Here is a 23,799-nt window from a genome sequence, read left to right as displayed (position 1 = left end):
GTCAAATTAGCTGCCACGGTAGGTTGAATAACTCCAGGGGCTGGCTACCAGCGGCACGTGGTAGTGCTGACTGGCGTCGGCCACGCCGAAGCGCAGGGTGACCACATCAAGAAAGGCCGGCTTGGGCAAGGCCAGTCCGAGTCCGGCGAAATAGGCCCCGATATGGAAATCAAGCTCATAAACGCCGGCGTGGAAAGCGTTTCCTTCCAGCAGCGGACCGTCGCAGCGGCCATCGGCATTGGTAACTTTTGACAGCAATTTATTTCTACGATTGTCGACAATTTCGTAAAGATCGACAGTGATGCCTTGGCCAGGCTTACCGTGCGCGGTATCCAGCACGTGTGTAGTCAGACGACTCATCATAACTCCATGATTATTTGGGATAAAACCTGGCATTGCCAGAAACGGCGCCAGCGTTGAGCATGAGGTGCCGCCGCGACGGGTGACTGCAGCTGCTCGAGAGATTGAACAAAACTAATAACAAATTGTTGACAATTCTATGGGCCGTTGGCATCCTCGTCAACATTGAAAGCGTGGCAGTTTGTTTAAAGCCCGCAACGGTGAGCAAAGCCCGGCTTTGATGAACACCGTCCAACCACGACCGGATGATTATGGCTGCACGTCCCAAACTAGTGAGCGCCTCTCCCATACCGCAAGAATCTCGCCTTGCATCGGATGAACGTATGTATTTGGAAATCTACGACGCCATCATGGGGCACCGCTTGCCGGCAGGCACTAAATTGACCGAGCAGGCTCTCACGGAAATCTACGGCCTGGCGCGCCATAACGTACGCAAGGTCCTTGTCAAGCTGGCCGCCGACGGCCTGGTCGATCTTGAACCCAATCGCGGTGCATATATTGCAAGCCCTACCGAACAGGAAGCACATGACATGTTCGAGTTGCGTCAGACACTGGAACAGATGGCCATGCAGAAAGTGGCACACAGTGCGACGTCAGCCGACTTTGCGCGCCTGCGTCGAATGATAGACAGTGAGCGCGAAGCCTACATGCAGGGAAACCGCCCGTTGTGGATACGGCTTTCCGCTGATTTTCATATCGAACTGGCGAAGCTTGCCGGCAACGCGTTGCTAGTCGACATGCTGCGTCGCCTGGTATCGCGCACCACACTGCTGATTTCAACGACCGAGACAACAGGCCAGCAGCCGTGCTCATTCGATGAGCACCTTGCGGTTGTCGATGCATTGGAAAAGAAAGACCACGCTGGTGCGCAACATGAAATGGCGCATCACCTGGAGCAATGTGCCTGCCGGATGCTCAAGCGTTCCGACAGGCGATTCGATTTGCGTTCGGCATTAGGTAAACCGGACGCATAGCAGGGCAGTTACCACCACAAACCATAACCATAACAACAATATTCCTCTCACCCCGCAAGTTTTGGAGAAGACATGATGAGCACATCACATACTGCCGTGGCATCCTCGCCGGCAGCCAATTCCGTTCCACCGGCCAGTAATGCGGTCGACGAACGTCTACCTGCCGGCAAGCTGGCGACACTGGGACTGCAACATGTCCTGGTGATGTACGCCGGCGCAATTGCCGTCCCGCTGATCATTGGCCGTGCGCTCAAGTTGCAGCCGGAACAGGTTGCTGCGCTGATTAGTGCGGACCTGTTCTGTTGCGGCCTGGTGACCCTGATTCAGTCGCTCGGTATCGGCAAGTTGTTCGGCATCCGCTTGCCGGTCATGATGGGCGTGACCTTTGCATCAGTCAGTCCGATGCTGGCCATGGCCGCTAATCCGACACTGGGCATCACCGGCATTTTCGGTGCCGTTATCGGGGCAGGTGTCATTTCAATATTCATCGCGCCCTTTGTCAGTCGGGTGCTTGCCCTGTTTCCACCGGTCGTCACCGGCACGATTATCGCAGTGATCGGCATTTCCCTGATGCGCGTCGGTGTCAATTGGGCCATGGGCGGCACACCGAACATGGCGACGATTCCCGATCCCGCGTTTGCCGAACTTGTCGCCGCTGCAAAGGCAGCGGGGACCGCGTTGCCCGCCGGCCCGGCTCCGATGATTCCCAATCCGCAGTACGCGGCGCTCGACAATCTCGGCATTGCACTGTTCGTGTTGATTGTCATCCTGCTGGTCGCCAAATACGGCAAGGGATTTCTTGCCAATATCGCAGTACTGACCGGCATTGTCGCCGGTACCGTGGTCGCCTATTTCCTCGACAAAGTGGACTTCGCTAAAGTCGCGACGGCCAAGACATTCGCCCTCGTCACGCCTTTCCAGTTTGGCATGCCGACCTTCGACGTCGTCGCGATCCTGACGATGACGCTGGTCATGCTCGTCGTCATGATCGAATCGACCGGCATGTTCCTCGCGCTTGGAGAACTGACGGGCAAGGAGATCCGCAGGGACGACATCAGTCGCGGTTTGCGCGTCGATGGACTCGGTACCGTGATCGGCGGGATTTTCAATACCTTCCCGTATACCTCGTTCTCGCAGAACGTCGGCCTGGTTGGCGTGACGGGTGTAAAGAGCCGCTGGGTCTGTGTCGCCGCCGGCATTATCCTGATCATCATGGGCGTCATTCCAAAGATCGCGCAAGCCGCCGAAGCCGTGCCGCAATTCGTGCTTGGCGGCGCCGGCCTGGTCATGTTCGGCATGGTTGCCGCAACCGGCATCCGCATCCTGGCAGCGGTCGACTACAAGAGCAACCGCAACAACCTGTTCATCGTCGCCATCTCTATCGGCTTCGGCATGCTGCCGCTGGTGGCTGAGCGCTATGCGCAGCATATGCCCAAGGCGCTGTCACCGCTGCTGCATAGCGGGATTTTGCTGGCGGCGATTGTCGCGGTGTTGCTTAACCTGTTTTTCAATGGCATCGCTTCCCAGGACGAGGCAGAGGCTGCGGCCAAAGCCAATACCCACGGCAGCGAATAATTCACTTACTACCACTTCACCATGCAGAAAGATAACGCATATCCCCGTGACCTCGTCGGCTATGGCCGGCAGATTCCCCACGCACGCTGGCCCGGCCAAGCGCGCATCGCGGTGCAATTCGTCCTGAATTATGAAGAAGGCGGCGAAAACAACGTGCTGCATGGTGACAAGGCTTCGGAGCAATTCTTGTCCGAGATTATCGGCGCGGCGGCATTCGAGGCGCGCCACATGTCGATGGAATCGATTTACGAATACGGTTCGCGCGCCGGTGTCTGGCGCATCCTGCGCGAGTTTGAGCAGCGCAAGTTGCCGCTGACCGTATTCGGTGTCGCAATGGCCTTGCAGCGGCATCCCGAGCTGACACAGGCATTCGTCGAACTTGGTCATGAAATTGCCTGCCACGGCTGGCGCTGGATTCATTACCAGCATATGGATGAAGCCACCGAGCGCGAGCATATGCGGATTGCGATCGATATCCAGCGCCAGTTGACGGGCAGCGCGCCGCTCGGCTGGTACACCGGCCGCGATTCGCCCAATACGCGCAGGCTCGTGGTCGAGCAGGGCGGCTTTACCTATGACTCGGATTACTACGGCGACGATCTGCCGTTCTGGACCGAAGTCGACACCTCCGCAGGTGAAACCAGGCCGCACCTGGTCGTGCCGTACACGCTTGACAGCAACGACATGCGCTTTGCAACGGCACAGGGCTTCAACACCGGCGAGCAGTTCTATCAATACCTGAAGGACAGCTTCGACGTGCTGTACGCGGAAGGCGATCCAAATGGGCAGGACAGGCCGAAGATGCTGTCGATCGGCATGCACTGCCGGTTGCTTGGCAGGCCGGGACGCTTCCGCGCGCTACAACGTTTCCTTGATTATCTGCAGTCCCATGACAATGTCTGGATCTGCCGCCGCATCGATATCGCCAACCACTGGATCAACACTCATCCATACCAAGCAAAATGACGACCAAACATTTTTCTCTCGACAGCCTGAATACCATGTCGACCGCCGATTTCACGTCGGCCCTCGGCGCAATTTTTGAACACTCGCCCTGGGTGGCGGAGCGCGCAGCGGCCAAACGGCCATTTGCCAGCGTCGAGCAGTTGCACGCTGCCATGGCCGATGCAGTCCGCAACGCCAGTGAGGCGGAACGCATCCAGCTCATCCGTGCCCACCCCGAACTGGCAGGCAAGGCGGCGGTGCGCGGCGAGCTCACCGAGGAATCGACGCGTGAACAAAAGGGTGCGGGACTCGACCAGTGCAGCGCCGAGGAATTCGCAAAGCTGCAAGACCTCAACAATCGCTACAACGAGAAATTCGGATTTCCGTTTGTGATTGCCGTGAAGGGACACAATCGCCAAAGCATTCTGCAGAACTTTGAAAGGCGCCTTGCCAATGAACGTGATGTGGAAGCAAAGGAATGCATAGAACAGATCATTCGCATCGGCGGATTCCGCCTTGCGGACGCTGTGCAATAAGCGTGTTCAACAAGAACACGACGCAGGACCAGAAAACAATAACAATATCAATCTTGGCATGCGGTTGAAAAACCGCATGTCGGGTAGGCGCATAACCACCTTTCTTTTCGGGAGACAAAATGAAAAAAACCACCGCAATTGCGGCAGCCGTCGGTTGCCTCGCCATCCAGGGCGCATTTGCCCAAACCAACGTGACCGTGCAAGGCGCGGTCGACCTGTTCGCCGGTTCGCTGAAATACAGTGGCGACCCGAGCCGCCGCTCCGTTGTCAATAGCGGCGGCATGACCACGTCTTACTTCGGCTTCAAGGGGAGTGAAGACCTGGGCGGCGGACTGAGGGCGGAATTTGCGCTCAACGGATTTTTTCAGGGCGATACCGGCACGTCCGGTCGTTTCGGCGGCGACAACCTGTTCTCGCGAGATGCCAACGTCGGCTTAGCTGGAAGTTTCGGCAAGATTCAGTTCGGACGTGGTCTGGCGCCGAGCTTCCTCCCTACCGTATTGTTCAATCCCTTCGCCGACTCGTTCACCTTTTCGCCGCTGGTGCTGCATGCTTATGTGCCGGCCGGCGCGTTTGGCGCACGCAACTGGATTGCATCGAACGCGTCCGACAGCGGCTGGAGCAATGAGATCATTTACTCGACACCCGACTTCAATGGCTTGCGCGCGAACGTTCATTATCAGTTCGGCGAAGTTGCGGGTCGCAACAGCACCAACAATGTCGCGCTCAACCTGCTGTACTTCAAGGGACCGCTCGGGTTGTCGGCCTTCTATCACGATGCCGAAGCCAGCAATCCGAATCCCGGCGCGGCGCTGATCGATGCAACTGCGGCACCGGTCAACTACCGCGCGATCACGCGTCAGAAAGCATTCTTTGTTGGCGGCAGCTACGACTTCAATATCGCCAAGCTGTTTGCCACCTACCAGATCAATGACGATGACACCGCCACCGCTGCCAGCATGAAAGACAAGACCTTCAGTCTCGGCATGAGCGCACCGGTCGGTCCGGGTAAGGTCCTGCTTGGCTACGCGAACACCAGGCGCGATGGCAGCCTGGTAGGCACCGAACTCAAGCGTGATACCGTGTCGGTGGGTTACGACTACCTGGTATCGAAGCGTACCGATATCTACACGGTGCTGATGTCGGACAAGATCACTGCGTTTAGCCGTTCCGAAAGCTTTGGTATTGGCGTGCGTCACCGGTTCTGATTCATCATCCACGAGGTGCGTTCATGATGAGCGCACCTCGCTCGTACGGGTGTGGCGTTACTTCAACTGATCCTTCACCTTTTCCAGCGCCGTCTGCGCACACTGGTCATCCAGATGTCCTCCGGGCGCACCACCGATGCCGATTCCTCCGATCACTTCATCGCCTGCCTTGATCGGCAAGCCGCCACCCAGCAACAGAAATCCCGGCAGATAGACGAGATTCGCAGCACCCGGGTTCTTTTGGGCGCCTTCCATCATTGCGAGCGTGGCGCTTTTTGCTGAAGCCGACGTGTACGCCTTCTGCTGGCTCGATGCGAGCGTATGCGGCCCTGCGTTATCTGCACGGTGCATGGCTTTCACCTGTCCACTGCGGTCAACCACCGTGACTGCGACGGCATAGCCTTTTTCGGCACAGGCGGCGACACCCGCCGAGGCAATCTGGCTGGCAAGCGAGAGGCTGATATTGCGTTCCGTACGGACCTGCGCAAATGCGGTGGTGACGGCGCTGCAGAGCAGAACGGCGCACAGGGCTTTGCTGGAAGTAATCATTGAAATCTCCACGAATAGATTGGCAATCGGCTCGTTCGAGCCGTGACCGCAGTGTAGAGATTTTTGGCGTACCGCCCAATCCGGTAAGCACCGTGATTTGTTACGTAACTCTACGTAGTGCACGTTCCTTTCTCTGTCTCGGGCCCAACTTCAGCCGCTGCCTCAACCTCAGCTTTCTATCAAAGGCGCATACTGGCGAATGAGATGTGCAAGGGTTTCCGCTTCCAGCTTTTCGATGACATGGGCACGATGCACTTCCACGGTGCGCGGCGACAAGTCGAGCGCATGGCCGATTTCCCGATTGGTCATGCCGGCCACCAGCAGTTCGAGCACTTCACGCTCACGCGCGGACAAACGCGCAAACCGTTCGCGCGCTGTTCGCTCCGCTTCCTTGCGACTGCGGTTCAGCAAGTGATCGCTGAGCGCTCGCTGCAAGGCATCGATCAAGACTTCATCGTCGACCGGTTTTTCAAGAAACTCGGTTGCTCCGGCCTTGAAAGCTCTCCGGCAAAGATCCACCGTGCCGTGGCCGGTCAGGATGATGATGGGTTGCGTCACACCCATCGCGGCCAGCCGGTCAAGGAGTGCCATGCCGCTTCCACCAGGCATGCGTACATCAAGGACGATCGCACCGGGACGATCCGGATCGAATTCGCGCAAGAACTGATCGGTGTTTGCATGCGGCAGCACGCGCATGCCTACAGTCGACAACAGCAAGGACAGTCCGCGGCGGACGGCATCGTCGTCATCCACAAGATGAACCACGGGAAGGATAGTGCTCATGTTTGTGCGTCCATCGCAGGTTGAACAAAACGGACAATGAATTCAGCGCCGCCCGCCTCACGATTGGTCGCGATAATGTGTCCACCCATGCTTTCTATCAAGCGTTCGCACAGTGTGAGTCCGAGCCCGAGGCCGGCGGTCTTTGTCGTAAAGAAGGGCTCGAAGAGTTGTGCGAGCTGATGCTGCGGTATGCCCGGCCCGGAGTCCGCGATCGCCAGCATGACCTCGCTACCGCGATGGCTGATCCCGATATGCAGATGGCGATTGCCGACAGCACTTGTTTCCATTGCCTGCAGCGCATTGAGCAACAGATTGTGCAGGATCTGGTCAAGGGCAACCGGGTCCGCGAGTACATGAATGGCGTGTTCGGCGATGTCCCTGGTCAGCACGACATGCCGCTGGCGGAATTCTGGTTCGAGCAGATGCAGGGCTCGTTCGACCGCAGTGACGAGCGGGACAGGTTGCATGCATCCGCGCTGGCTTGGCTGTTCGAGTGCGGTGCGAAGGCGATTTACGACTGCACTGGCTCGGCGCGCCTGTGCTACCGCATGTTCGATAGCTTCTTTCAAGACTGTTGTTTCAGTCTGCGGCTGCTCCAGCAGGCGGCGTGCGGCCTGGCAACTTGACAGGATCGCGGTCAATGGCTGATTCAATTCATGCGCAACACCTGCAGCCAGTTCTCCCATCGTATTGAGCCGCTCCGCACGACGCAGACGCAACAGACCTTCGGCCCGACGGCGGCCAACCGCCTGCCGGCGGAGACTGGCGTAAGCCAGCAGCGCGCCCGACATGACAAGCAACCAGGTCGTGATCGACCCCCATGGCAGATCGGTCCAGCCCAATGTGCGCCGTACCTTGAGGTCGAAGGGCTGCGACTCGGACGCAAGATGTTTTTCAAATTCCAGGTTCCACATTCCCTTATCCGCAACACGCTGCAGATCAAGGCGATGTGTCTCCGAGCGCAGTTCCATGTTCATGGGCGTTGCTGGCCATTCATTACGGGGGATCATTTGTGGAATGTCGATCTGCAATGCCCAGCTTCTCGATTCACCGGCCAGCACCAGCCAGTAGCGCCCCTTGGAAAAATCCCTTGCATTGACACTGATCGCGGCGTGGCGTCGGCTGCGCGACGTGTTCTCCGCAGCGACCAGCCCGGCATCCCAGCGATACTCGATGGCATTACAAAGTACCGAAAGCACCTGCGGATAAATGACGGTGATCTGTGCACGCGCTGACGCCGCACAGTCACCGTCATGCGCGCCGGCACCAGCCTCCAGCGTTGCCAGAATGGTGTCGTGCTGCACCGTGCGCTGTGTGAGCAGTCGATGGGCTATACGGCTGTCGGCCTCAAACGCGCGTCGCAGCGAAGCCAGTTCGGCGCGGCATATAAGAACAGTACCGACAAGAGCCAGCAGGCACCAGGCCGATATCCATGGCATGCGCCGCGATTGAAAGATGGACAACACCGACATGGACATCCCCTGAGGATACGACCGCACAGCCGCCGGTCATTTTTCGCGCAACACTTTAAAAACACATTGTATACAAAAATTGTATGTATATGTATCCTGACCAGCTTTATCAACATGCCGGCATATGGATGCCGCAGTACATCATCGGAGGATCCATGTTTCGCAACACGACAGTCGGCATGCGCCTTGTCTATCTCATCGCCTTCAACAGCGTGATGCTTCTGGTTGCGGGGCTGGCTTCCCTCGCCGCACTGAACAGAAGCAATGAAGTCACCCGCCATATCTATGAAAACCAACTGGCGGCCAGCATGCATCTGGCCGATGCCCGCGCCAATCAGGCGCTCGTCCGGATACTGCTGGACCAGGCCGCATTCGCCCCCGAATCGCCGGAGGCGGCAAAGCGCATTACGGCGGCTCAAGGTTTCATGCAAAAGTCCAACGAGGCATGGGAAGCGTATGCCAAGCTAGCGCACACTACCGAAGAGCAGGCGCTTGCCGCGGAGGTGGCCCGGCGTCGTGATGCATTTTTCAATACCGGCGTCTCGGGTTTGATCAAGGCATTGCAGGCGGGCGACAAGGAAAGTCTTGCCAGACATGTCATGGAGATAGTGCCGGCACTGGATCGCGAACTCAATGCACGTGGCGGCGAACTGGCGGCGCGGCAGATCGATAGTGCGCGCAAGGAATACACCGCTTCACAGGAAGAGTTCGCACTTTTCAGGCGTTACGCGGTGGGACTCATCGCATTGGGCATATTGCTTGGCGCCGGTGTCGCCTGGCTGATCCGCAAATCCATTGTCAAACCGCTGGGCAACATGATGGTGCAGTTCGATCGTATTGCGAGCGGCGATCTGAGCGGAAAAATCGACGATGCCGGCCGCAACGAAATCGGCCATCTGATGGCCGGACTGCAGCGCATGCAGGCCAGCCTGTCGCACATGGTCGGCGACCTGCGCTCGGGTTCCGGACTGATCGCGACCGCAACGCGTGAAATAGCGATGGGCAACGCCGACCTGTCTCAGCGTACCGAGGAGCAGGCCGCTTCACTGCAGGAGACGGCAAGCAGCATGGAGAATCTCGCCGTGACCGTGCGCCGGAATGCAAGCAATGCACAACAGGCAAGCACCTTGTCGCTGGAAGCGTCGTCCATCGCCAAGGAGGGTGGCGAAGTCGTCAGCCAGGTGGTGCAAACCATGGATGGCATCAACAGTGCATCGGGTCGCATCGTCGACATCATCAGTGTGATCGAAGGCATTGCCTTCCAGACCAATATCCTCGCACTCAATGCGGCGGTCGAGGCGGCACGCGCTGGTGAACAGGGCAAGGGATTCGCCGTGGTGGCCAGCGAAGTGCGCAGCCTGGCTCACCGCTCGGCTGCGGCTGCCAAGGAAATCAAGGAATTGATCGATAACTCGGTACGGCAGGTAAGCGAAGGCGCGGTGATGGTAGACCGCGCCGGCCAAACCATGGAAAGAATCGTCCATGCCGTGGCCAAGGTGGAAAGCATCATGGCGGAGATCAGCCACGCGTCGGTCGAGCAAAGCACCGGCATCGATCAGGTGAGTCTGGCGGTGTCGCAGATGGATTCAGTGACGCAGCAGAATGCCGCGCTGGTGGAGCAGGCAGCGGCAGCGGCCGAATCTCTGGAAGAGCAGGCGGAAAAATTGAATCGCGCGGTCGCCGAATTCAGGTTGTAGCAGATGCAAGAAAACACAGCCGGCGCAAGGCCGGCTGTGTTTGAAAAGCTTGAGGACCATAGTCGACACAAAAAAAGAGGTGAGCCTTTCAGCTCACCTCCCAAGGGCAGATACCTTATTCTACTTACGCGAACTTGCCGATCTTCTGCTCAACTGCGGCACGTACCGAGCCGGTGGTGACGAAGGACTGCGCAACGTGGATATCCTTATGGAACCAGCGGTCGCCATCCAGGCAAGCCGGAATCTGGCGGCGCACTTCGTCGTACGCAGCCTGTGTACCCTGGCCGAGAACGAAGCCGGGCAACAGCGATTCGGTCATGGTGAGACCTTGCGCGGCCAGCAGCATTTCGACGCCGACGATGTACTGGGTGTTGGCCACCACGGTCGCCGCCTTGCGTGCGCACCAGGTCGAGTTGGAAATGTGGTCTTCGCTGTTGCCCTTCGATGGAATGCTGTCGACGCTACCCGGCATGCACAGGGTACGATTTTCCATTACCAGCGAACTCATCGAGCATTGCACCACAGGGTAGCCGGTGTTGACGCCGCGGATACCGCTCATCAGGTTGCGCGGCAAACCCCATGACAAGGTCGGGTCGATCAGGCGCGCAATGCGGCGTTCGACGATGCTGCCGAGGTCAGTCACCGCCATGGCCAGCAAGTCCATTGCCTGCGCCAGATACTGACCGTGGAAATTGCCTCCCGAGATGATCTCGAAACCGCCGCCATCCTTGGAGAAGATCAGCGGGTTGTCGGTCGCCGAATTGATTTCGCGTGTCACGATCGTGTCGATGTAATCGAGCGCATCGAACACCGGACCGTAGACCTGTGGTGCGCAGCGCAGCGAATAGACATCCTGGATGCGCGGCGTATAGGCGATATCGGTACGACGCAGTTCATCGGGAAACTGCACCGCGCGTGCCTCGTGGGTGGTGCGGGTCGAACCCTTGAGCAGGTTACGGATAATCGCCGCCGTCTTGATCTGGCCGGCATGCGGACGGGCCAGCTGGATGCGCTCGTCGAAGCCGGACATTTCGGCGCGCATCGCTTCGAGCGTCAGGCCGAGCGACAGGCAGGCATCCGACAACAGATTGCGTGCGTCATGCGCTGCCAGCACCGCGACAGCCAGCGATACGGTGCAGCCGTTGATCAGTGCGGAGGCGTCTTTCGCCTTCAGGTCGAACTGGACCGGGCCGACGCCGGATTCGGTGATCGCCTGCGGCGCGCTCATGCGCTTGCCACGGTACATGACTTCTGCTTCTTCAAAGCCGGCAATCGCTGCGGCAAGATAAGCCAGCGGTGCGAGGTCGCCCGACGCGCCGACCGAACCTTTCTGCGGCATGATCGGGTGAATGCCGGCGTTAATGAAGGCAAGCAGGCGGTCGACCACTTCGACGCGTGGCGCGGAATAATTGCTGGCGAACGCATTGGCGCGCAGCAGCATGGTGGCGCGGCTGACTTCTTCAGAGAAGGGCTCACCGATGCCAGCCGCATGGGCCTTGATCATTTGCGTCTGGAACAGCTCGATGTGCTCGACCTTGATGCGGGTATCCTTCAGCAAGCCGACGCCGGTATTGAAGCTGTACATCATCGGCGCTTCATCATGCATCCATGTCGATTCAATGTAGTCGCGGCTCTGCTTGAGCGCATCGCGCGAGGATTGGGCCAGGCCAACCTGCACGCTCGAATCGCGCGCAATGGCGACTACTTGTTCCGCTGTCAGATTGAAGCCGTCGATCAATGTCGTTGTTGTCATGTTGGGTACCGTGGTGTTCGTTTGTTGAATGATGAATTATCAGTATTGGCTTGGGACGAAAAAGATGTAACGGGTGTCAGTGCTGCGGCCTGAAATGCTCGACAAAGCGGCTGAAAACTTCTGCCGCGGTTTCCGCATCGTCGATCGTCATGATTTCATCCGGATGGTGGCTGATGCCGCCATTGCCGCAACGGACGAAGAGCATCGCGACATCGGCGATCGCGGCGATGGCCATCGCATCGTGGCCCGCGCCCGAAGGCAGGTAGCGAAGAGGAATGCCGGACGTGGTGATGGCATCTGCGAATTGCTGCTGCAGCCAGCCGGCGCAAGGGACGCTCCTTGCTTCATGCGTCTTGTTGATATTGAGGCTGACACCGCGGCGTGCCGAGATTTCCTGCATGGCCTGCAGCACATCGTTGACAGCCGCTTCACGCACGTCGTCGGTTTCAGCGCGGATGTCGATGGTAAAGACTGCCTTACCTGGCACCACGTTGGCGGCACCATTCGGCACTTCGAGCTGACCGACTGTGCCTACCAGTCCTGGAATGCCCGAGCAACGCTTTTCGATAGTCAGGCCGATTTCGGCTGCCGTCATGGCGGCGTCACGGCGCAGTGTCATCGGTACGGTGCCCGCATGTCCGGCCAGGCCGGTTGCTTGCACCAAGAAGCGCGTCGCGCCCGAGATGGCCGTGACAACGCCGACCGGCAAGGATTCGTCGAGCAGTACGGGACCCTGCTCGATATGAACTTCGACGAAGGCGAGGACCTGCTCGCGCGGATAAGCGGCGCGCGGCAACTCCTGGGGATTGAAGCCGGCCGCATGCATGACCTGGCGCATGGTCTGGCCCTGATCGTCGACCTTGTCCAGCACGCTGCTATCGAAGGTGCCGGCACAGGCACGACTGCCAAGCAGGGTGGCCTTGAAACGCACGCCTTCTTCTTCGGCAAAGCCGATCACCTCGATGGCAAACGGGAAGCGCTTGCCCTGTCGGTTCCATTCCGCAATGCAAGCAATCGGAAGAAGAATGCCGAGGTTGCCATCGTATTTGCCGGCGTCGCGCACGGTATCGAAGTGCGAACCGGTCAGGAGCACCGGTGCATCCGCAGTGTGCCCCTCATAACGGCCGATCACGTTGCCGGCAGCGTCACGCCGCACGTTCATTCCGGCTTCGCGCATCCACTGCCCGAGCTGTTCGGCGGCGCCGCTGTGCGCCGCGGTCAGATAGGTCCGGGTGAGCATACCTTCTGCTTCACTATGACCGGCGAGATCGTCGGCCCAGCGCATGATGGTCGCGCCCTTGTTGCTTGCCTGATTCATGCTTTCTCCTTGTTGCGGCGTATTTGCAGCATAGCGGTAAGTAAAAAGTATAATATCGTATTCAAAGATTGTATACAAAAATAGAGGGCAAAAATGTTATTCTCAGCGAATCCGGTGCTATATAGTATCTATCAGCGGAACGACATCATCCATGGTTCGCCGCCTGCTCTAATAAAGTGCGGTTGCCGGTAAAAGCATACCGGCATGAAGGAAAGATTGCCTTCATGTTAAGCTTTGCGCCGCCGGGTCCGACACGATCGGATCCCGGCTCCTGACACCTGATTCCATTGTTATGCCAAAGTCACGTAAAGAAGAAGAAACGGCGGCAGCGAAAAGCGCCAACGAAATCGCGGAAGACATCGCCGCCGCGATCGGCGCGCGCCGGTTGCCGCCAGGGACCAAGCTACGCGAGGAAGCGCTGTCGCGACTTTATTCGGTCAGCCGGACCAAGATCCGCGCTGCATTGCTGACGCTGTCCAAGGACAAGCTGATCAATATCATCCCGGATCGCGGCGCTTTTGTCAGCCAGCCGACCGAGACCGAAGCGCGTGAAATCTTTGCCACCCGCCGCATCCTGGAAGCCGCGCTTGCCAGAGAGTTTGTCGCCAAGGCACGTCCAGCCGATTACCGCATGCTGGAAAAGCACCTGAAGGCCGAGCGGGCTGCAATTTCAGGTCATGATTCCAAGGTGAGGTCGCAACTGCTCGGTGATTTCCATGTACTGATGGCGCAAATCGTCGGCAACCAGGTATTGACAGAGATCCTGCAGGAACTGGTCGCACGCAGCTCACTCATCACGATGTTGTATCAGACCGATATGGACGCCGTGTGCTCGTCGGATGAGCATTCGGAATTTCTGGAGGCTGCCAAGGCAGGAAAGACCGAGCGCGCGGTCAAGCTGATCCTCGAACACCTTGACCATGTTGAATCGGCGCTGCACTTCGACAAGAGCGTGGAAGAATCCAAACGCGATCTGGTGTCGGTCCTGCTGGCCTGAGGTCGGCTGTATGCCGACCGTTACGCACCCCGCAGAATCAGCCGGAGTCGGTCGTCACTCATGCTTCCGTACCTAGCTCCTGCTTCAGGAAGCGCTCGAATTTGTCGGCCGGAAGCGGTTTGCTGAAATAATATCCCTGCACCTGGTCGCACTTGTTGTCGCGCAGATAACCCAGCTGCTCTGCCGTTTCCACGCCTTCCGCAATCACTTTCAGGCGCAGATTGTGCGCCAATGAAATCACCGACATCACGATCATCGCATTGTCCGGGTCCGTGGTCAGGTCGCGCACGAACGATTGGTCGACCTTGAGTACGTCGATGGGAAACTGCTTCAGGTAGGACAGGCTGGAAAATCCGGTACCGAAGTCATCGATCGACAGGTGCACATCAATGTTCTTGAGTTCATGCAGCGTGCGTATCGCATGCTGGACATCGACCATCACGGTACTCTCGGTAATCTCCAGTTCGAGGTCGGAGGCGCTGAGGCCGCTGTCGGCCAGGGCGCTTTCCACCATGCTGACAAGATTAGGCTGGCTGAACTGCCGGGCCGACAGGTTGATGGCAATGCGCAGCTTGCCCAGGCCGGCCTGCTCCCAGTGACGCGCCTGCGTGCACGAAGTGCGCAAGACCCAGTCGCCGATTGCGCCGATCAGGCCGGTCTCTTCGGCCAGGCTGACAAACTCCGATGGCGGGATCAAGCCCAGTTCCGGATGCTGCCAGCGGATCAGTGCTTCGGCGCCGACAATCCGGCCGGTAATTACATCGACCTGCGGCTGGTAATGCAATAGTAGTTCGCGCCGTTCCAGCGCACGTCGCAAGTCGCCCTCCAGCCGTAGCCGCTTGGCGGCACGTTCGTTCATGGTCGGCGCATAAAACTGGAAGGTGTTCCTGCCTTTTTCCTTGGCGCTGTACATCGCCATGTCCGCATGGGTAAGCAGGGTCTCGAAGTCTTCGCCGTCAGTCGGATACACTGCAATGCCGACGCTGCAGCTCGGGAAAAAGTCCTTGCCGTTAATGGGGATCGGCCGTGACAAGGCCTGCATCACGCGCTGAACAACCCTGGCCGACTCGGCAATGTCCTCCGCTTCCGGCAGCACCAGCACGAACTCGTCGCCGCCATACCGCGCCACCGTATCGGTGTCACGTGCCGCGCGCTTGAGGCGGTGTGCAATCGTTTTCAGAAACAGATCGCCGGCCCTGTGCCCCAGGCTGTCATTAATGAACTTGAAGCGATCCAGATCCATAAAGGCAACGCAGACGTGTTCGTCATGGCGTGCCGCCATGGTCAGTGCCTGGGTGACGCGGTCGCGCAACAGATTGCGGTTGGCGATGCCGGTCAGCAGATCGTAGTTCGCCTGGAACTCCAGCTCGGCCTGATAGCGTCTGGTCTCGGTGATGTCATACTGCGTGACGACGAAGTGGGTGGCTACCCGCCCGGCCAATGCCACCGGCGCGACATAGACGTTATTCCAGAACAAGGTGCCGTCCTTGCGGTAATGGCGAACGATGGCTTGGCTTTCCGTACCCGCGCCCAGGGCTGCGCGGAGTTCCATCGCGCCCGCCTGGTCATGGTCGGTGCCGCAAAGAAAATCGAAAGGCTTGCCGATCACTTCGTCAGACTGGTAGCCAGTGATGCGGGTAAATGCCGGGTTCACATACTCGATCGCAAAATGCGGTCCCGCCGCAGAAGTGATCAGGATTGCATTGGCGCTTGCCTCGATTGCGCGCTGACGCAACTGCAGGTCTCGGCTGGCTCGTCCCAGCTCCACCGTGCGTTGTTCTACCAGCTGTTCAATATGCATCGCCCTGGCGGCGGCCGACTGCCGGTTCAGGGCAGCGGCGAGGCTGAACAGCAAACCGAATACGAGAACCAGCAGGGAGGCGCGATGACTGTAGGTAAATGTTGCCGGCGTGCCCGAAATCCGGATATTCCAGATCGTGCCGCCCACGTCGAAGGACTCGGATACCGTCAGTGTTTGTGCGCCGAAAAGACGCAATTTCGACAGTACGGTGTCATCGTTCAGGGTGCCGACCTGGTGGTGGAAGGCCAGATGCTCGGCCTCGCCTGCGACGGCTGTGTGCACACTGACCTCGAGGCCCGGTATGGACAAGGCCTCGCGACCAAGAATTTTCGCAACAAGGTCGTTCGCATTGAATACTGCCTGCGTCACACCGAACACCGCAGCACGTCTTTCTTGGGCGGTGCCTAGCGGCATGTCGCTGCGATAGAGTGGCATGACGACAAAAAAGGTGGGTAATTGGGTCTTGTTGAGGATGCTTTGCACGATCCCGGTCGCGGAAGGAGCGCCCTGTTCAATGGCGCGCCAGGTAGCCGCCGCCCGTTGCGGGTTATGCAGGGCATCGTTACCTATACGATATTCGTTACCCGCAAACGGGGCAACGTAGATAGTCGGCAGATATTGATTGCGCGCCCCTGCCGGGACCGATCCCGCATCGCCAAACTCTCGGATCACAAAACCGGGGCGCGAGCGCCGCATCGACGCTTCAAACATCGTGCGCTCGCGGGCAGAGATAAAGCGGTGGTAGCTGAATCCCTGGATATAGGGCTGCCTCTTCAGCAGCGGGTCGGTAAAGCTGCTGAAGTTTTCCTGGCCGACTTCGCCGACACTCGCGACCAGCTGATTGACCGCTTGCAGACTGGCGACAGCATCGCCGACACCTTGCTGCAGATCGCTGACATAGCTTTCCGCGCGACGCCGAAAGTCCAGATCCGCCTTATCGGTTTCCAGTTCATAGGTCAGGCCAAACAGCAGTGCGGTCAGTACCAGCCCGATGATAAATGTAGCGAGGGCGGCCGGACTCGGCGCACGCAGGCGCAATAATGGCGACATAGGCGTCACTTTGAACAGATGCAATACTCCCTGATTTGCATCTAGTTCTTTTCCACATCAAGATGATGACAAAACGATCATACCCGTTTGTAGGCTTGACGCCTCGACCAAACGCAATGGTGTATGCAGATCAGACACATCTTGTACAGCTCATGCAACTAAATTTGATTGCCGGGAGTTATGTGTTACCTCAAGTCATCATTGGCGCTTTAATTATTGCGACATGGCCATGCAGGTTTGCGCACAGGTACGACAGGCTTTAGCACATGCAGCCATTTCTCCGTCGGGATCAGCATGCTCTTCGCACAAGTCGGCACATGCATTGCAGATCTCTGCGCATTCTTTTGCCAGATGGGTATGGTGCGGAGAACGACGGGCCATGAAATCGGCATGTAAGCCACAGATCTGCGCGCAGTCGAGCAGCGCGATCAAGTGCTTTGCTTCGCTATGGACGTGACCACCATGCAAGACATGGGCGGCAGTCTCGGTACAAATCCGATGGCATTCCATACAATTGGCGAGGCATTGTTTCATCTCGGGGGACATGGAAGTCGTGCTCATGGCAGCTCTCCTTTCGGTTATTCAAGATGGGGTGACGACACACTAGCGGTGCAGATCATGGAGGGTGTCAATTTGTCATTGATAGGGTCGTTTACCGTCCAAAGGTTCCATATCCATGTTCAGCACAGGCAGGGTGCGTGCATTCCCGGCAAAATGACGGCTTTCAAGGACACACGGCGGTCCATATCCTTAGCACCGCCTCAGGGACAACTTCATGGATCAACCATTACCACTCGACGCCTTACCCGGGCTCGATAATCCTCTTCTCGAATTCCTCGGCGTCAGATTGACGCAATGGCGCGACAGCTATGCAGAAATGCGCTTGTTGCTCAATGAGAACCTCCTCAATCGTAGCGGCGTGGTCCATGGTGGAATCATTTGCACTCTGCTCGATGCGGTGGCTGGCTACTCCGGCCTGCATGCGCAGCCTGGCGAGTCGGCCCGTCATGCGGTGACGCTGTCACTGACGACAAATTTTCTTGGCAATGGTGTCGGTCGCGAACTGACCGCAAAGGGTATGGCGGAGAAAAAAGGTCGATCGATCTATTTCACACGGTCGGAAATTTGGCTCGACGATGATTTACTTGTGGCAAGCGCAGTCGGGACCTTCAAGTATTTGAAATAACTCGCAATTAGCTTCCATAGGCGTGCAACAGAAACTGCTGCAGTGCTTCACCCGGTGTGCTTAACGGGCTCCCCTCTTTCCACAATACCCCGGCTTCCATATGCGGGACGACGTCGAGGATAGGCCGTGCTTCAATGCGCTTGCCTTCCAGTGACCACGGGCGAAACACCATGTCCGACAGTACCGTGACGCCAAAACCATGCGCCACCAGGCCACGCACCGCTTCAATCGAACTGGTGCGGAATACGATATTAGGCTTCAGGCGCTTTGCTTTCCAGTATGCAGCGGTCGATGCTTCCGCTTCATCCGCCGTTACGAGAATATACGGATGGTGGGCAATGTCCCTGAGCGATGGTGACTCCAGCTTGGCAAGCGGGTGCTCGGGGGCCACCCAAAGTTGGCGTCGGGAACGGACCAGCACTGCATGGCCGAAACGGTTGAGCTTTTGCACGTTTGAAAGAATCGCTACGCCGAGTTCGACTTCCCCCGATAACACCGCCTCTTCAATACCGGCGCGGTCCATATCGCGCAGATCAATCTCCACATCCGGATAACTTGCGCGAAATCGCGCCAGCAACTCCGGTAGGAAATATCCTAAAACAGTGTACGAGGCAGCGACCTTGACTGTGCCGCGCAGGTTGTTGGCCCGGAAGCGTGGCTTGTGCATTGCATCATGCACGGAATCAAGAATGTGCCGCGCATGGTGAAAAAAATCTTCGCCTTCGGCAGTCAGTGACACGCCCTGCGGAAGCCGGTCGAACAGGCGGACGCCCAACTGCTGTTCCAGCGCCAGGACAGCATTGGTGATCGCCGACTGCGATACATGTTCATTGCTTGCCGCCATCGAAAACTGGCCGGTTCGGGCGGCCGCAACAAAGTAACGGAGCTGCCGGAGGGTGACATTTTCAGCCATGCGTTTTTCAGATATCAGAGTTGTGTATTTGTGATTTTACGATACCAAACTGGCTTACTATACTTCAATGAGGGTTAAAAAATTACGGAGACCATCGTCATGAATGCACCCCTTTCCGCTGACCAGCGCAACCTGCTGGAAAACATCTCGCTGGATGACAAGTTCACGCTGGAGCGCGGCCGTGCCTTTATCACAGGCACACAAGCACTGATTCGTTTGCCAATTATGCAGCGTCAACGCGACGTCGCGGCTGGCCTCAATACCGCGGGCTATATCACCGGCTATCGCGGATCGCCTCTGGGTAACGTCGACATGACGGCCATGAAGGCAAAGAAACACCTCGAAGCACATCATGTCCAGTTTCATCCCGGCATGAACGAAGACCTCGCGGCCACGGCGGTCTGGGGTACGCAACAGGTCAACCTGTTTCCGAACGCCAAGTATGACGGCGTATTCTCGATGTGGTACGGCAAAGGCCCGGGCGTCGATCGCTGTGGCGACGTGTTCAAGCATGCCAACATGGCGGGCACCGACAAGAACGGCGGCGTGCTGGTCCTCGCTGGTGACGACCATGCGGCCAAATCCTCGACGACGGCGCACCAGAGCGAACACATCCTCAAGGCTTGCGGCATTCCCGTTCTGTTTCCCTCATCGGTACAGGAATACCTCGACTATGGTCTGCACGGCTGGGCGCTGTCGCGCTATACCGGCCTCTGGGTATCGATGAAGTGCGTGACCGATGTGGTCGAATCGGGCGCCTCGGTCAACCTCGATCCGGACCGCGTCAAGATCATCCTGCCGACCGATTTCGAACTGCCGCCCGGCGGCCTCAACATCCGCTATCCGGATGCCGTGCTCGATCAGGAAGCACGGATGAACAATTACAAATGGTATGCGGCGCTCGCCTATGTGCGTGCCAACAAGCTCAACCAGATCATCTGGGACAGCCCGCATGCCCGCATCGGCATCGTCACTGCCGGCAAATCCTATCTCGACACCCGGCAGGCGCTGGACGATCTCGGCATCAATGAAGAAGTCGCGCGCGACATCGGTATTCGCCTGTACAAGATCGGCATGACCTGGCCGCTCGAAGCGGAAGGCGTGCGTCACTTCGCGCAAGGCCTGGAAGAAATCATTGTGGTCGAGGAAAAGCGTCAGATCCTCGAATACCAGCTCAAGGAAGAACTCTATAACTGGCGCGACGACGTACGCCCGCGCGTGGTCGGCAAGTTCGATGACACCGGCGAATGGAGTGGCAACCATCGCGAAGGCCATGGTAACTGGCTGCTGCCGGCGACGTATGAACTCAACCCGGCGCAGATTGCCCGCGCCATCGCAGCCCGCATCTCGAAGTACTTCGCCGGCCATCCGATTGAACAGCGCGTCAAGGAACGCATTGCCTATCTGGAAGCCAAGGAATCCGTCCTCAAGGTCAGCACCGGCAAGCCCGATCCGAACAAGGATCGCATTCCGCATTTCTGCTCCGGCTGCCCGCACAACACCTCGACCAAGGTACCGGAAGGCAGCCGTGCGCTGGCCGGTATCGGCTGCCATTACATGGTGTTGTGGATGGATCGCCAGACCGCGACCTTCACCCACATGGGCGCGGAAGGCGTGACCTGGGTCGGCCATGCGCCGTTCACCACCGAGCAGCATGTGTTCGCCAACCTGGGCGACGGCACTTACTTCCACTCCGGCCTGCTCGCGATCCGCGCAGCTGTCGCCGGCAAGGTCAACATGACCTACAAGATCCTGTTCAACGATGCAGTCGCGATGACCGGTGGCCAGGCGTTTGACGGCCCGCTGGATCCGGCGATGATTTCGCGTCAGATTGCGGCGGAAGGCGTGAACCCGATCGTGGTCGTCACCGATGAACCGGAAAAATATCCGGCCGGTGTCAACTGGGCGCCCGGCGTCACGATCCGCCATCGCGACGAGCTCGACGCGGTGCAAAAGGAATTGCGTGAAGTGAAGGGCGTGTCGGCCATCATCTATGACCAGACCTGCGCCTCCGAAAAGCGCCGCCGCCGGAAAAAAATCGGCAAGGACGGGAAGCCGGGGTTCCCCGACCCGGCCAAGCGCGCGGTGATCAATGAAGCCGTGTGCGAAGGCTGCGGCGATTGCAGCGTGCAATCGAACTGCCTGTCGGTGGAGCCGATGGAGACCGAGTTCGGCCGCAAGCGCCAGATCAACCAGTCGTCGTGCAACAAGGACTTCTCGTGCGTCAAGGGTTTCTGCCCCAGCTTTGTGACGGTCGAAGGCGGCCAGTTGCGCAAGCCGAAGAAAGCCTCGGTCGACAATTCGGCTGGCGCCAAGAAGCTGCCGATCCTGGAAGGCAGCAATCTGCCGCAACCTGTTCTGCCCACAACACGCGAGCCTTTCGGTATCCTGGTGACCGGTATCGGTGGCACCGGTGTGGTGACAGTCGGCCAGATCCTGGCGATGGCGGCCCACGTTGAAGGCAAGGGCTGCTCGGTGCTGGATATGAGCGGCCTGGCGCAGAAAGGTGGACCAGTGATGTCGCACGTCCGCTTGGCTGATACGCCGGATGCGATTCATTCGACCCGTGTTGGCACCGGCGCAGCGGATCTTGTCATCGGCTGCGACGTGATCGTGACTGCCAGTCGCGATGCGCTGTCACGCATGGGTGAGGGACGTACGCACGCCGCCGTCAATGCGACCGGCACGCCGACCGCTGCATTCGTCAAGAATCCCGACTGGAAGTATCCGGGGCAGGCGGCTGAAACCGAGATCCGCACCGCTTGCGGCAGCGATCGTGTCGACTTCATCGATGCCGGTAAACTGGCGACCGCCCTAATGGGCGATAGCATCGCGACCAACATGTTCATGCTCGGTTATGCATGGCAAAAAGGCTGGGTGCCGCTGTCCGAAGCAGCGATCATCAAAGCCATCGAGTTGAACGGCGTATCGATCGAGTTCAACAAGCAAGCATTTGTGTGGGGCCGCAATGCCGCGCACGACTGGGCTGCTGTCGAGCGCCTCGCCAAGGTCAATGATACCGCCGCGCAAGTGATCGAATTCAAGCGCACACCGTCGCTGGACGACGTGATTGCGACCCGAGTCGATTACCTGACCAAGTACCAGAACGCACAGTATGCGCAGCAATATCGTGATTTCGTGCAGCGCGTCAGGGACTCGGAGCGCAACGCCGCGGGAGAAAAGTCGACTCGCCTGACCGAAGCGGTAGCACGTTACCTGTTCAAGCTCATGGCCTACAAGGACGAGTACGAAGTCGCCCGCCTGCATGCCGACACGGCATTCAAGGCCAAGATCGATGGCATGTTCGAAGGCGACTACAAGGTCAAATTCCACCTCGCGCCGCCGTTGCTGGCCAAGCGCGATGCGGAAGGTCACTTGATCAAGCAGGAGTTCGGCCCTTGGATGATGAAGGCTTTCGGCATGCTGGCAAAACTGAAGTTTCTGCGCGGCACAGCGCTTGATGTGTTCGGCTACACCGAGGAACGCAAAACCGAACGCGCATTGATTGCTCAGTACAAGGAAACGATCTCCGTGTTGTTGCCCAGGTTAAACAAGGATAATCTTGCCAAGGCTGCGGCGATCGCCAGCATCCCCGAAGACATCCGAGGCTTCGGCCATGTGAAAGAGCGTCATCTGAAGGTGGCAAGGGAGAAGGAAGCGGCATTGCTGAAGGAGTTCGATGCTCCGAAGGTGCCGGGAACGACGGCGGTGCATGCAGCCTGATACAAGCTGCAAATCAATGTGATAGAGAAGGCTGGAACCCGCAGGGTTTCCAGCCTTTTTTGTTGGCATGGGGGAGTACATTGGCCGAGAACAGCACAATGGCGTCAAGTCAAATAACATCGGCAAACCAGCCGGTATCATTCTATAGAGTATTTTCAAACGAACCTGCATTTGTACCCTCTAACAAACAACGTGGGAACACTGCAGTAAAAAACGTTGCGACTATACTTGCCTGTCAAAACCTTTCAGAACATTTCATACTGGAACATCCGTGGCAAACAATTGGTTATCGCTATTAAAGAACGTTCCCTGGTCCGACGTTATCAGTTCAGCACCAAAGGTGGCGGAAGGGGCCAGGAAGTTATGGAACGCCACCGAACCCCATGCCTCGCCGCCGCAGCCAGGTGCTGCCAGCCACCAGGCAACAATCGTCGACGCAATCAACGGTCTGGACCAACGGATCAGCGTAGCGGAAAAAACGGCAGCGGAGTTGCATGAACAGATGCACGCCTCATCACAGTTGATCAAGGCACTCGCGGACCAGAATGCCCAGTTGATCCAGCGGCTCGAAACCCAACGTGTCCGTTTTATCTGGTTATGTTGTGCAACCGCGGTAGTGGCTGCGGTCGCTGTCGTGGCGTTGGTTACTGCGTTGAGATGACATGCGGGGCCAGAATACGTCCCCATTCATCTCCAACGCAGTTGCACCGCGCCTGTCAAAGGGGCCATGCAGCAAGCGTCGTTTTGATGGATGCTCTTATACCAATCCCAATCCATAACGCGCCATGAAATCGTGTCTTTTTCCGCCTGCCTGCGTTGCACTCGTCGTCAATAGCATGGCTATTGACTCCTCCTGCGCCTTGCCAGTCGAAAAAATCCATCGATTTCATTTGTCACGTTATAGGTTGGGATTGGTATTAGTCTCGATGCGTAGGTTCAACCCCTGATGACCTTGCGTC

19 protein-coding genes are annotated in these 23,799 nt (G+C 58.0%); 10 read left to right on the top strand and 9 right to left on the bottom strand.

Annotated elements, in window-relative coordinates; genetic code table 11:
• Positions 1 to 6 precede the first annotated feature (6 nt).
• Positions 7 to 360 (bottom strand): hydroxyisourate hydrolase, encoded by a 354-nt coding sequence (gene uraH / locus ACFQUU_RS01345; protein WP_382242164.1) that lies wholly within the window; start codon positions 358 to 360, stop codon positions 7 to 9.
• A gap of 251 nt (positions 361 to 611) precedes the next feature.
• Between uraH and ACFQUU_RS01340 the strand changes: the two genes are divergently transcribed.
• From ACFQUU_RS01340 to ACFQUU_RS01320, 5 genes are all read left to right on the top strand, one after another.
• Complete coding sequence (locus ACFQUU_RS01340; RefSeq protein ID WP_382241509.1) at positions 612 to 1,334, top strand: GntR family transcriptional regulator; 723 nt, start codon at positions 612 to 614, stop codon at positions 1,332 to 1,334.
• A 75-nt stretch (positions 1,335 to 1,409) separates the two neighbouring features.
• A complete protein-coding gene (locus ACFQUU_RS01335; protein WP_382242161.1) occupies positions 1,410 to 2,909 on the top strand; it encodes a nucleobase:cation symporter-2 family protein in 1,500 nt (499 codons plus the stop codon).
• Positions 2,910 to 2,930: 21 nt separating this feature from the next.
• Positions 2,931 to 3,875 (top strand): allantoinase PuuE, encoded by a 945-nt coding sequence (gene puuE, locus ACFQUU_RS01330; RefSeq protein WP_382241506.1) that lies wholly within the window; start codon positions 2,931 to 2,933, stop codon positions 3,873 to 3,875.
• The gene (gene uraD, locus ACFQUU_RS01325; RefSeq protein ID WP_382241503.1) at positions 3,872 to 4,390 is read left to right on the top strand and encodes a 2-oxo-4-hydroxy-4-carboxy-5-ureidoimidazoline decarboxylase; all 519 of its coding nucleotides are present in this window, start codon (positions 3,872 to 3,874) and stop codon (positions 4,388 to 4,390) included. The genes puuE and uraD overlap by 4 nt, the downstream gene beginning before the upstream one ends.
• Positions 4,391 to 4,509: 119 nt before the next feature.
• A complete protein-coding gene (locus tag ACFQUU_RS01320) occupies positions 4,510 to 5,598 on the top strand; it encodes a porin (protein ID WP_382241501.1) in 1,089 nt (362 codons plus the stop codon).
• 57 nt (positions 5,599 to 5,655) lie between these two features.
• On the opposite strand, the gene ACFQUU_RS01315 is transcribed toward ACFQUU_RS01320, so the two are convergent.
• From ACFQUU_RS01315 to ACFQUU_RS01305, 3 genes are all read right to left on the bottom strand, one after another.
• Entirely contained in the window at positions 5,656 to 6,147 is a 492-nt protein-coding gene (locus ACFQUU_RS01315) for a heme-binding protein (protein WP_382241498.1), read from the bottom strand.
• Positions 6,148 to 6,315: 168 nt separating this feature from the next.
• The gene (locus tag ACFQUU_RS01310; RefSeq protein WP_382241495.1) at positions 6,316 to 6,930 is read right to left on the bottom strand and encodes a response regulator transcription factor; all 615 of its coding nucleotides are present in this window, start codon (positions 6,928 to 6,930) and stop codon (positions 6,316 to 6,318) included.
• Positions 6,927 to 8,402: a sensor histidine kinase gene (locus ACFQUU_RS01305; protein WP_382241492.1), complete on the bottom strand. Its 1,476-nt coding sequence runs from the start codon at positions 8,400 to 8,402 to the stop codon at positions 6,927 to 6,929. The genes ACFQUU_RS01310 and ACFQUU_RS01305 overlap by 4 nt, the downstream gene beginning before the upstream one ends.
• 155 nt (positions 8,403 to 8,557) lie before the next feature.
• On the opposite strand from ACFQUU_RS01305, the gene ACFQUU_RS01300 reads away from it, so the two are divergent.
• The gene (locus ACFQUU_RS01300) at positions 8,558 to 10,099 is read left to right on the top strand and encodes a methyl-accepting chemotaxis protein (RefSeq protein ID WP_382241489.1); all 1,542 of its coding nucleotides are present in this window, start codon (positions 8,558 to 8,560) and stop codon (positions 10,097 to 10,099) included.
• A gap of 124 nt (positions 10,100 to 10,223) precedes the next feature.
• Here ACFQUU_RS01300 and hutH read toward each other — a convergent pair whose 3' ends face one another.
• Both hutH and ACFQUU_RS01290 read right to left on the bottom strand, forming a co-directional pair.
• Positions 10,224 to 11,852, bottom strand: a complete 1,629-nt coding sequence (gene hutH, locus ACFQUU_RS01295) for a histidine ammonia-lyase (protein ID WP_382241486.1) — start codon at positions 11,850 to 11,852, stop codon at positions 10,224 to 10,226.
• 76 nt (positions 11,853 to 11,928) lie between these two features.
• A complete protein-coding gene (locus tag ACFQUU_RS01290) occupies positions 11,929 to 13,170 on the bottom strand; it encodes an allantoate amidohydrolase (RefSeq protein ID WP_382241483.1) in 1,242 nt (413 codons plus the stop codon).
• Between the two features lie 292 nt (positions 13,171 to 13,462).
• Between ACFQUU_RS01290 and ACFQUU_RS01285 the strand changes: the two genes are divergently transcribed.
• Positions 13,463 to 14,167: a GntR family transcriptional regulator gene (locus ACFQUU_RS01285; protein WP_382241480.1), complete on the top strand. Its 705-nt coding sequence runs from the start codon at positions 13,463 to 13,465 to the stop codon at positions 14,165 to 14,167.
• Positions 14,168 to 14,225: 58 nt separating this feature from the next.
• Here ACFQUU_RS01285 and ACFQUU_RS01280 read toward each other — a convergent pair whose 3' ends face one another.
• Together ACFQUU_RS01280 and ACFQUU_RS01275 are read right to left on the bottom strand one after the other, a co-directional pair.
• Positions 14,226 to 17,018 carry an EAL domain-containing protein gene (locus ACFQUU_RS01280; protein ID WP_382241478.1) on the bottom strand — a complete coding sequence of 931 codons (2,793 nt, stop codon included), beginning with the start codon at positions 17,016 to 17,018 and terminating at the stop codon, positions 14,226 to 14,228.
• A 213-nt stretch (positions 17,019 to 17,231) separates the two neighbouring features.
• The gene (locus tag ACFQUU_RS01275; RefSeq protein ID WP_382241475.1) at positions 17,232 to 17,579 is read right to left on the bottom strand and encodes a four-helix bundle copper-binding protein; all 348 of its coding nucleotides are present in this window, start codon (positions 17,577 to 17,579) and stop codon (positions 17,232 to 17,234) included.
• Positions 17,580 to 17,793: 214 nt separating this feature from the next.
• Between ACFQUU_RS01275 and ACFQUU_RS01270 the strand changes: the two genes are divergently transcribed.
• Positions 17,794 to 18,204, top strand: coding sequence for a PaaI family thioesterase (locus tag ACFQUU_RS01270; RefSeq protein WP_382241472.1), 411 nt, complete (start codon positions 17,794 to 17,796; stop codon positions 18,202 to 18,204).
• 7 nt (positions 18,205 to 18,211) lie between these two features.
• Here ACFQUU_RS01270 and ACFQUU_RS01265 read toward each other — a convergent pair whose 3' ends face one another.
• Complete coding sequence (locus ACFQUU_RS01265; RefSeq protein ID WP_382241469.1) at positions 18,212 to 19,117, bottom strand: LysR family transcriptional regulator; 906 nt, start codon at positions 19,115 to 19,117, stop codon at positions 18,212 to 18,214.
• A gap of 99 nt (positions 19,118 to 19,216) precedes the next feature.
• Between ACFQUU_RS01265 and ACFQUU_RS01260 the strand changes: the two genes are divergently transcribed.
• Together ACFQUU_RS01260 and ACFQUU_RS01255 are read left to right on the top strand one after the other, a co-directional pair.
• Positions 19,217 to 22,840, top strand: a complete 3,624-nt coding sequence (locus ACFQUU_RS01260; RefSeq protein WP_382241466.1) for an indolepyruvate ferredoxin oxidoreductase family protein — start codon at positions 19,217 to 19,219, stop codon at positions 22,838 to 22,840.
• A gap of 271 nt (positions 22,841 to 23,111) precedes the next feature.
• Positions 23,112 to 23,501, top strand: a complete 390-nt coding sequence (locus tag ACFQUU_RS01255) for a hypothetical protein (RefSeq protein WP_382241463.1) — start codon at positions 23,112 to 23,114, stop codon at positions 23,499 to 23,501.
• Positions 23,502 to 23,799 lie beyond the last annotated feature (298 nt).

Origin of the sequence: Herbaspirillum sp. GCM10030257, assembly GCF_042666555.1 — a bacterium.
GTDB lineage: Bacteria > Pseudomonadota > Gammaproteobacteria > Burkholderiales > Burkholderiaceae_D > Noviherbaspirillum.
Note: the sequence above shows the minus strand (reverse complement) of the source record. Positions and strands in the feature narration are given on the sequence as shown.

What these genes read in the sequence shown, in the direction of transcription:
- uraH (WP_382242164.1), bottom strand. Translation starts at nt 360, where the DNA reads ATGAGTCGTCTGACTACACACGTGCTGGATACCGCGCACGGTAAGCCT.
- ACFQUU_RS01340 (WP_382241509.1), top strand. Translation starts at nt 612, where the DNA reads ATGGCTGCACGTCCCAAACTAGTGAGCGCCTCTCCCATACCGCAAGAA.
- ACFQUU_RS01335 (WP_382242161.1), top strand. Translation starts at nt 1,410, where the DNA reads ATGAGCACATCACATACTGCCGTGGCATCCTCGCCGGCAGCCAATTCC.
- puuE (WP_382241506.1), top strand. Translation starts at nt 2,931, where the DNA reads ATGCAGAAAGATAACGCATATCCCCGTGACCTCGTCGGCTATGGCCGG.
- uraD (WP_382241503.1), top strand. Translation starts at nt 3,872, where the DNA reads ATGACGACCAAACATTTTTCTCTCGACAGCCTGAATACCATGTCGACC.
- ACFQUU_RS01320 (WP_382241501.1), top strand. Translation starts at nt 4,510, where the DNA reads ATGAAAAAAACCACCGCAATTGCGGCAGCCGTCGGTTGCCTCGCCATC.
- ACFQUU_RS01315 (WP_382241498.1), bottom strand. Translation starts at nt 6,147, where the DNA reads ATGATTACTTCCAGCAAAGCCCTGTGCGCCGTTCTGCTCTGCAGCGCC.
- ACFQUU_RS01310 (WP_382241495.1), bottom strand. Translation starts at nt 6,930, where the DNA reads ATGAGCACTATCCTTCCCGTGGTTCATCTTGTGGATGACGACGATGCC.
- ACFQUU_RS01305 (WP_382241492.1), bottom strand. Translation starts at nt 8,402, where the DNA reads ATGTCGGTGTTGTCCATCTTTCAATCGCGGCGCATGCCATGGATATCG.
- ACFQUU_RS01300 (WP_382241489.1), top strand. Translation starts at nt 8,558, where the DNA reads ATGTTTCGCAACACGACAGTCGGCATGCGCCTTGTCTATCTCATCGCC.
- hutH (WP_382241486.1), bottom strand. Translation starts at nt 11,852, where the DNA reads ATGACAACAACGACATTGATCGACGGCTTCAATCTGACAGCGGAACAA.
- ACFQUU_RS01290 (WP_382241483.1), bottom strand. Translation starts at nt 13,170, where the DNA reads ATGAATCAGGCAAGCAACAAGGGCGCGACCATCATGCGCTGGGCCGAC.
- ACFQUU_RS01285 (WP_382241480.1), top strand. Translation starts at nt 13,463, where the DNA reads ATGCCAAAGTCACGTAAAGAAGAAGAAACGGCGGCAGCGAAAAGCGCC.
- ACFQUU_RS01280 (WP_382241478.1), bottom strand. Translation starts at nt 17,018, where the DNA reads ATGTCGCCATTATTGCGCCTGCGTGCGCCGAGTCCGGCCGCCCTCGCT.
- ACFQUU_RS01275 (WP_382241475.1), bottom strand. Translation starts at nt 17,579, where the DNA reads ATGAGCACGACTTCCATGTCCCCCGAGATGAAACAATGCCTCGCCAAT.
- ACFQUU_RS01270 (WP_382241472.1), top strand. Translation starts at nt 17,794, where the DNA reads ATGGATCAACCATTACCACTCGACGCCTTACCCGGGCTCGATAATCCT.
- ACFQUU_RS01265 (WP_382241469.1), bottom strand. Translation starts at nt 19,117, where the DNA reads ATGGCTGAAAATGTCACCCTCCGGCAGCTCCGTTACTTTGTTGCGGCC.
- ACFQUU_RS01260 (WP_382241466.1), top strand. Translation starts at nt 19,217, where the DNA reads ATGAATGCACCCCTTTCCGCTGACCAGCGCAACCTGCTGGAAAACATC.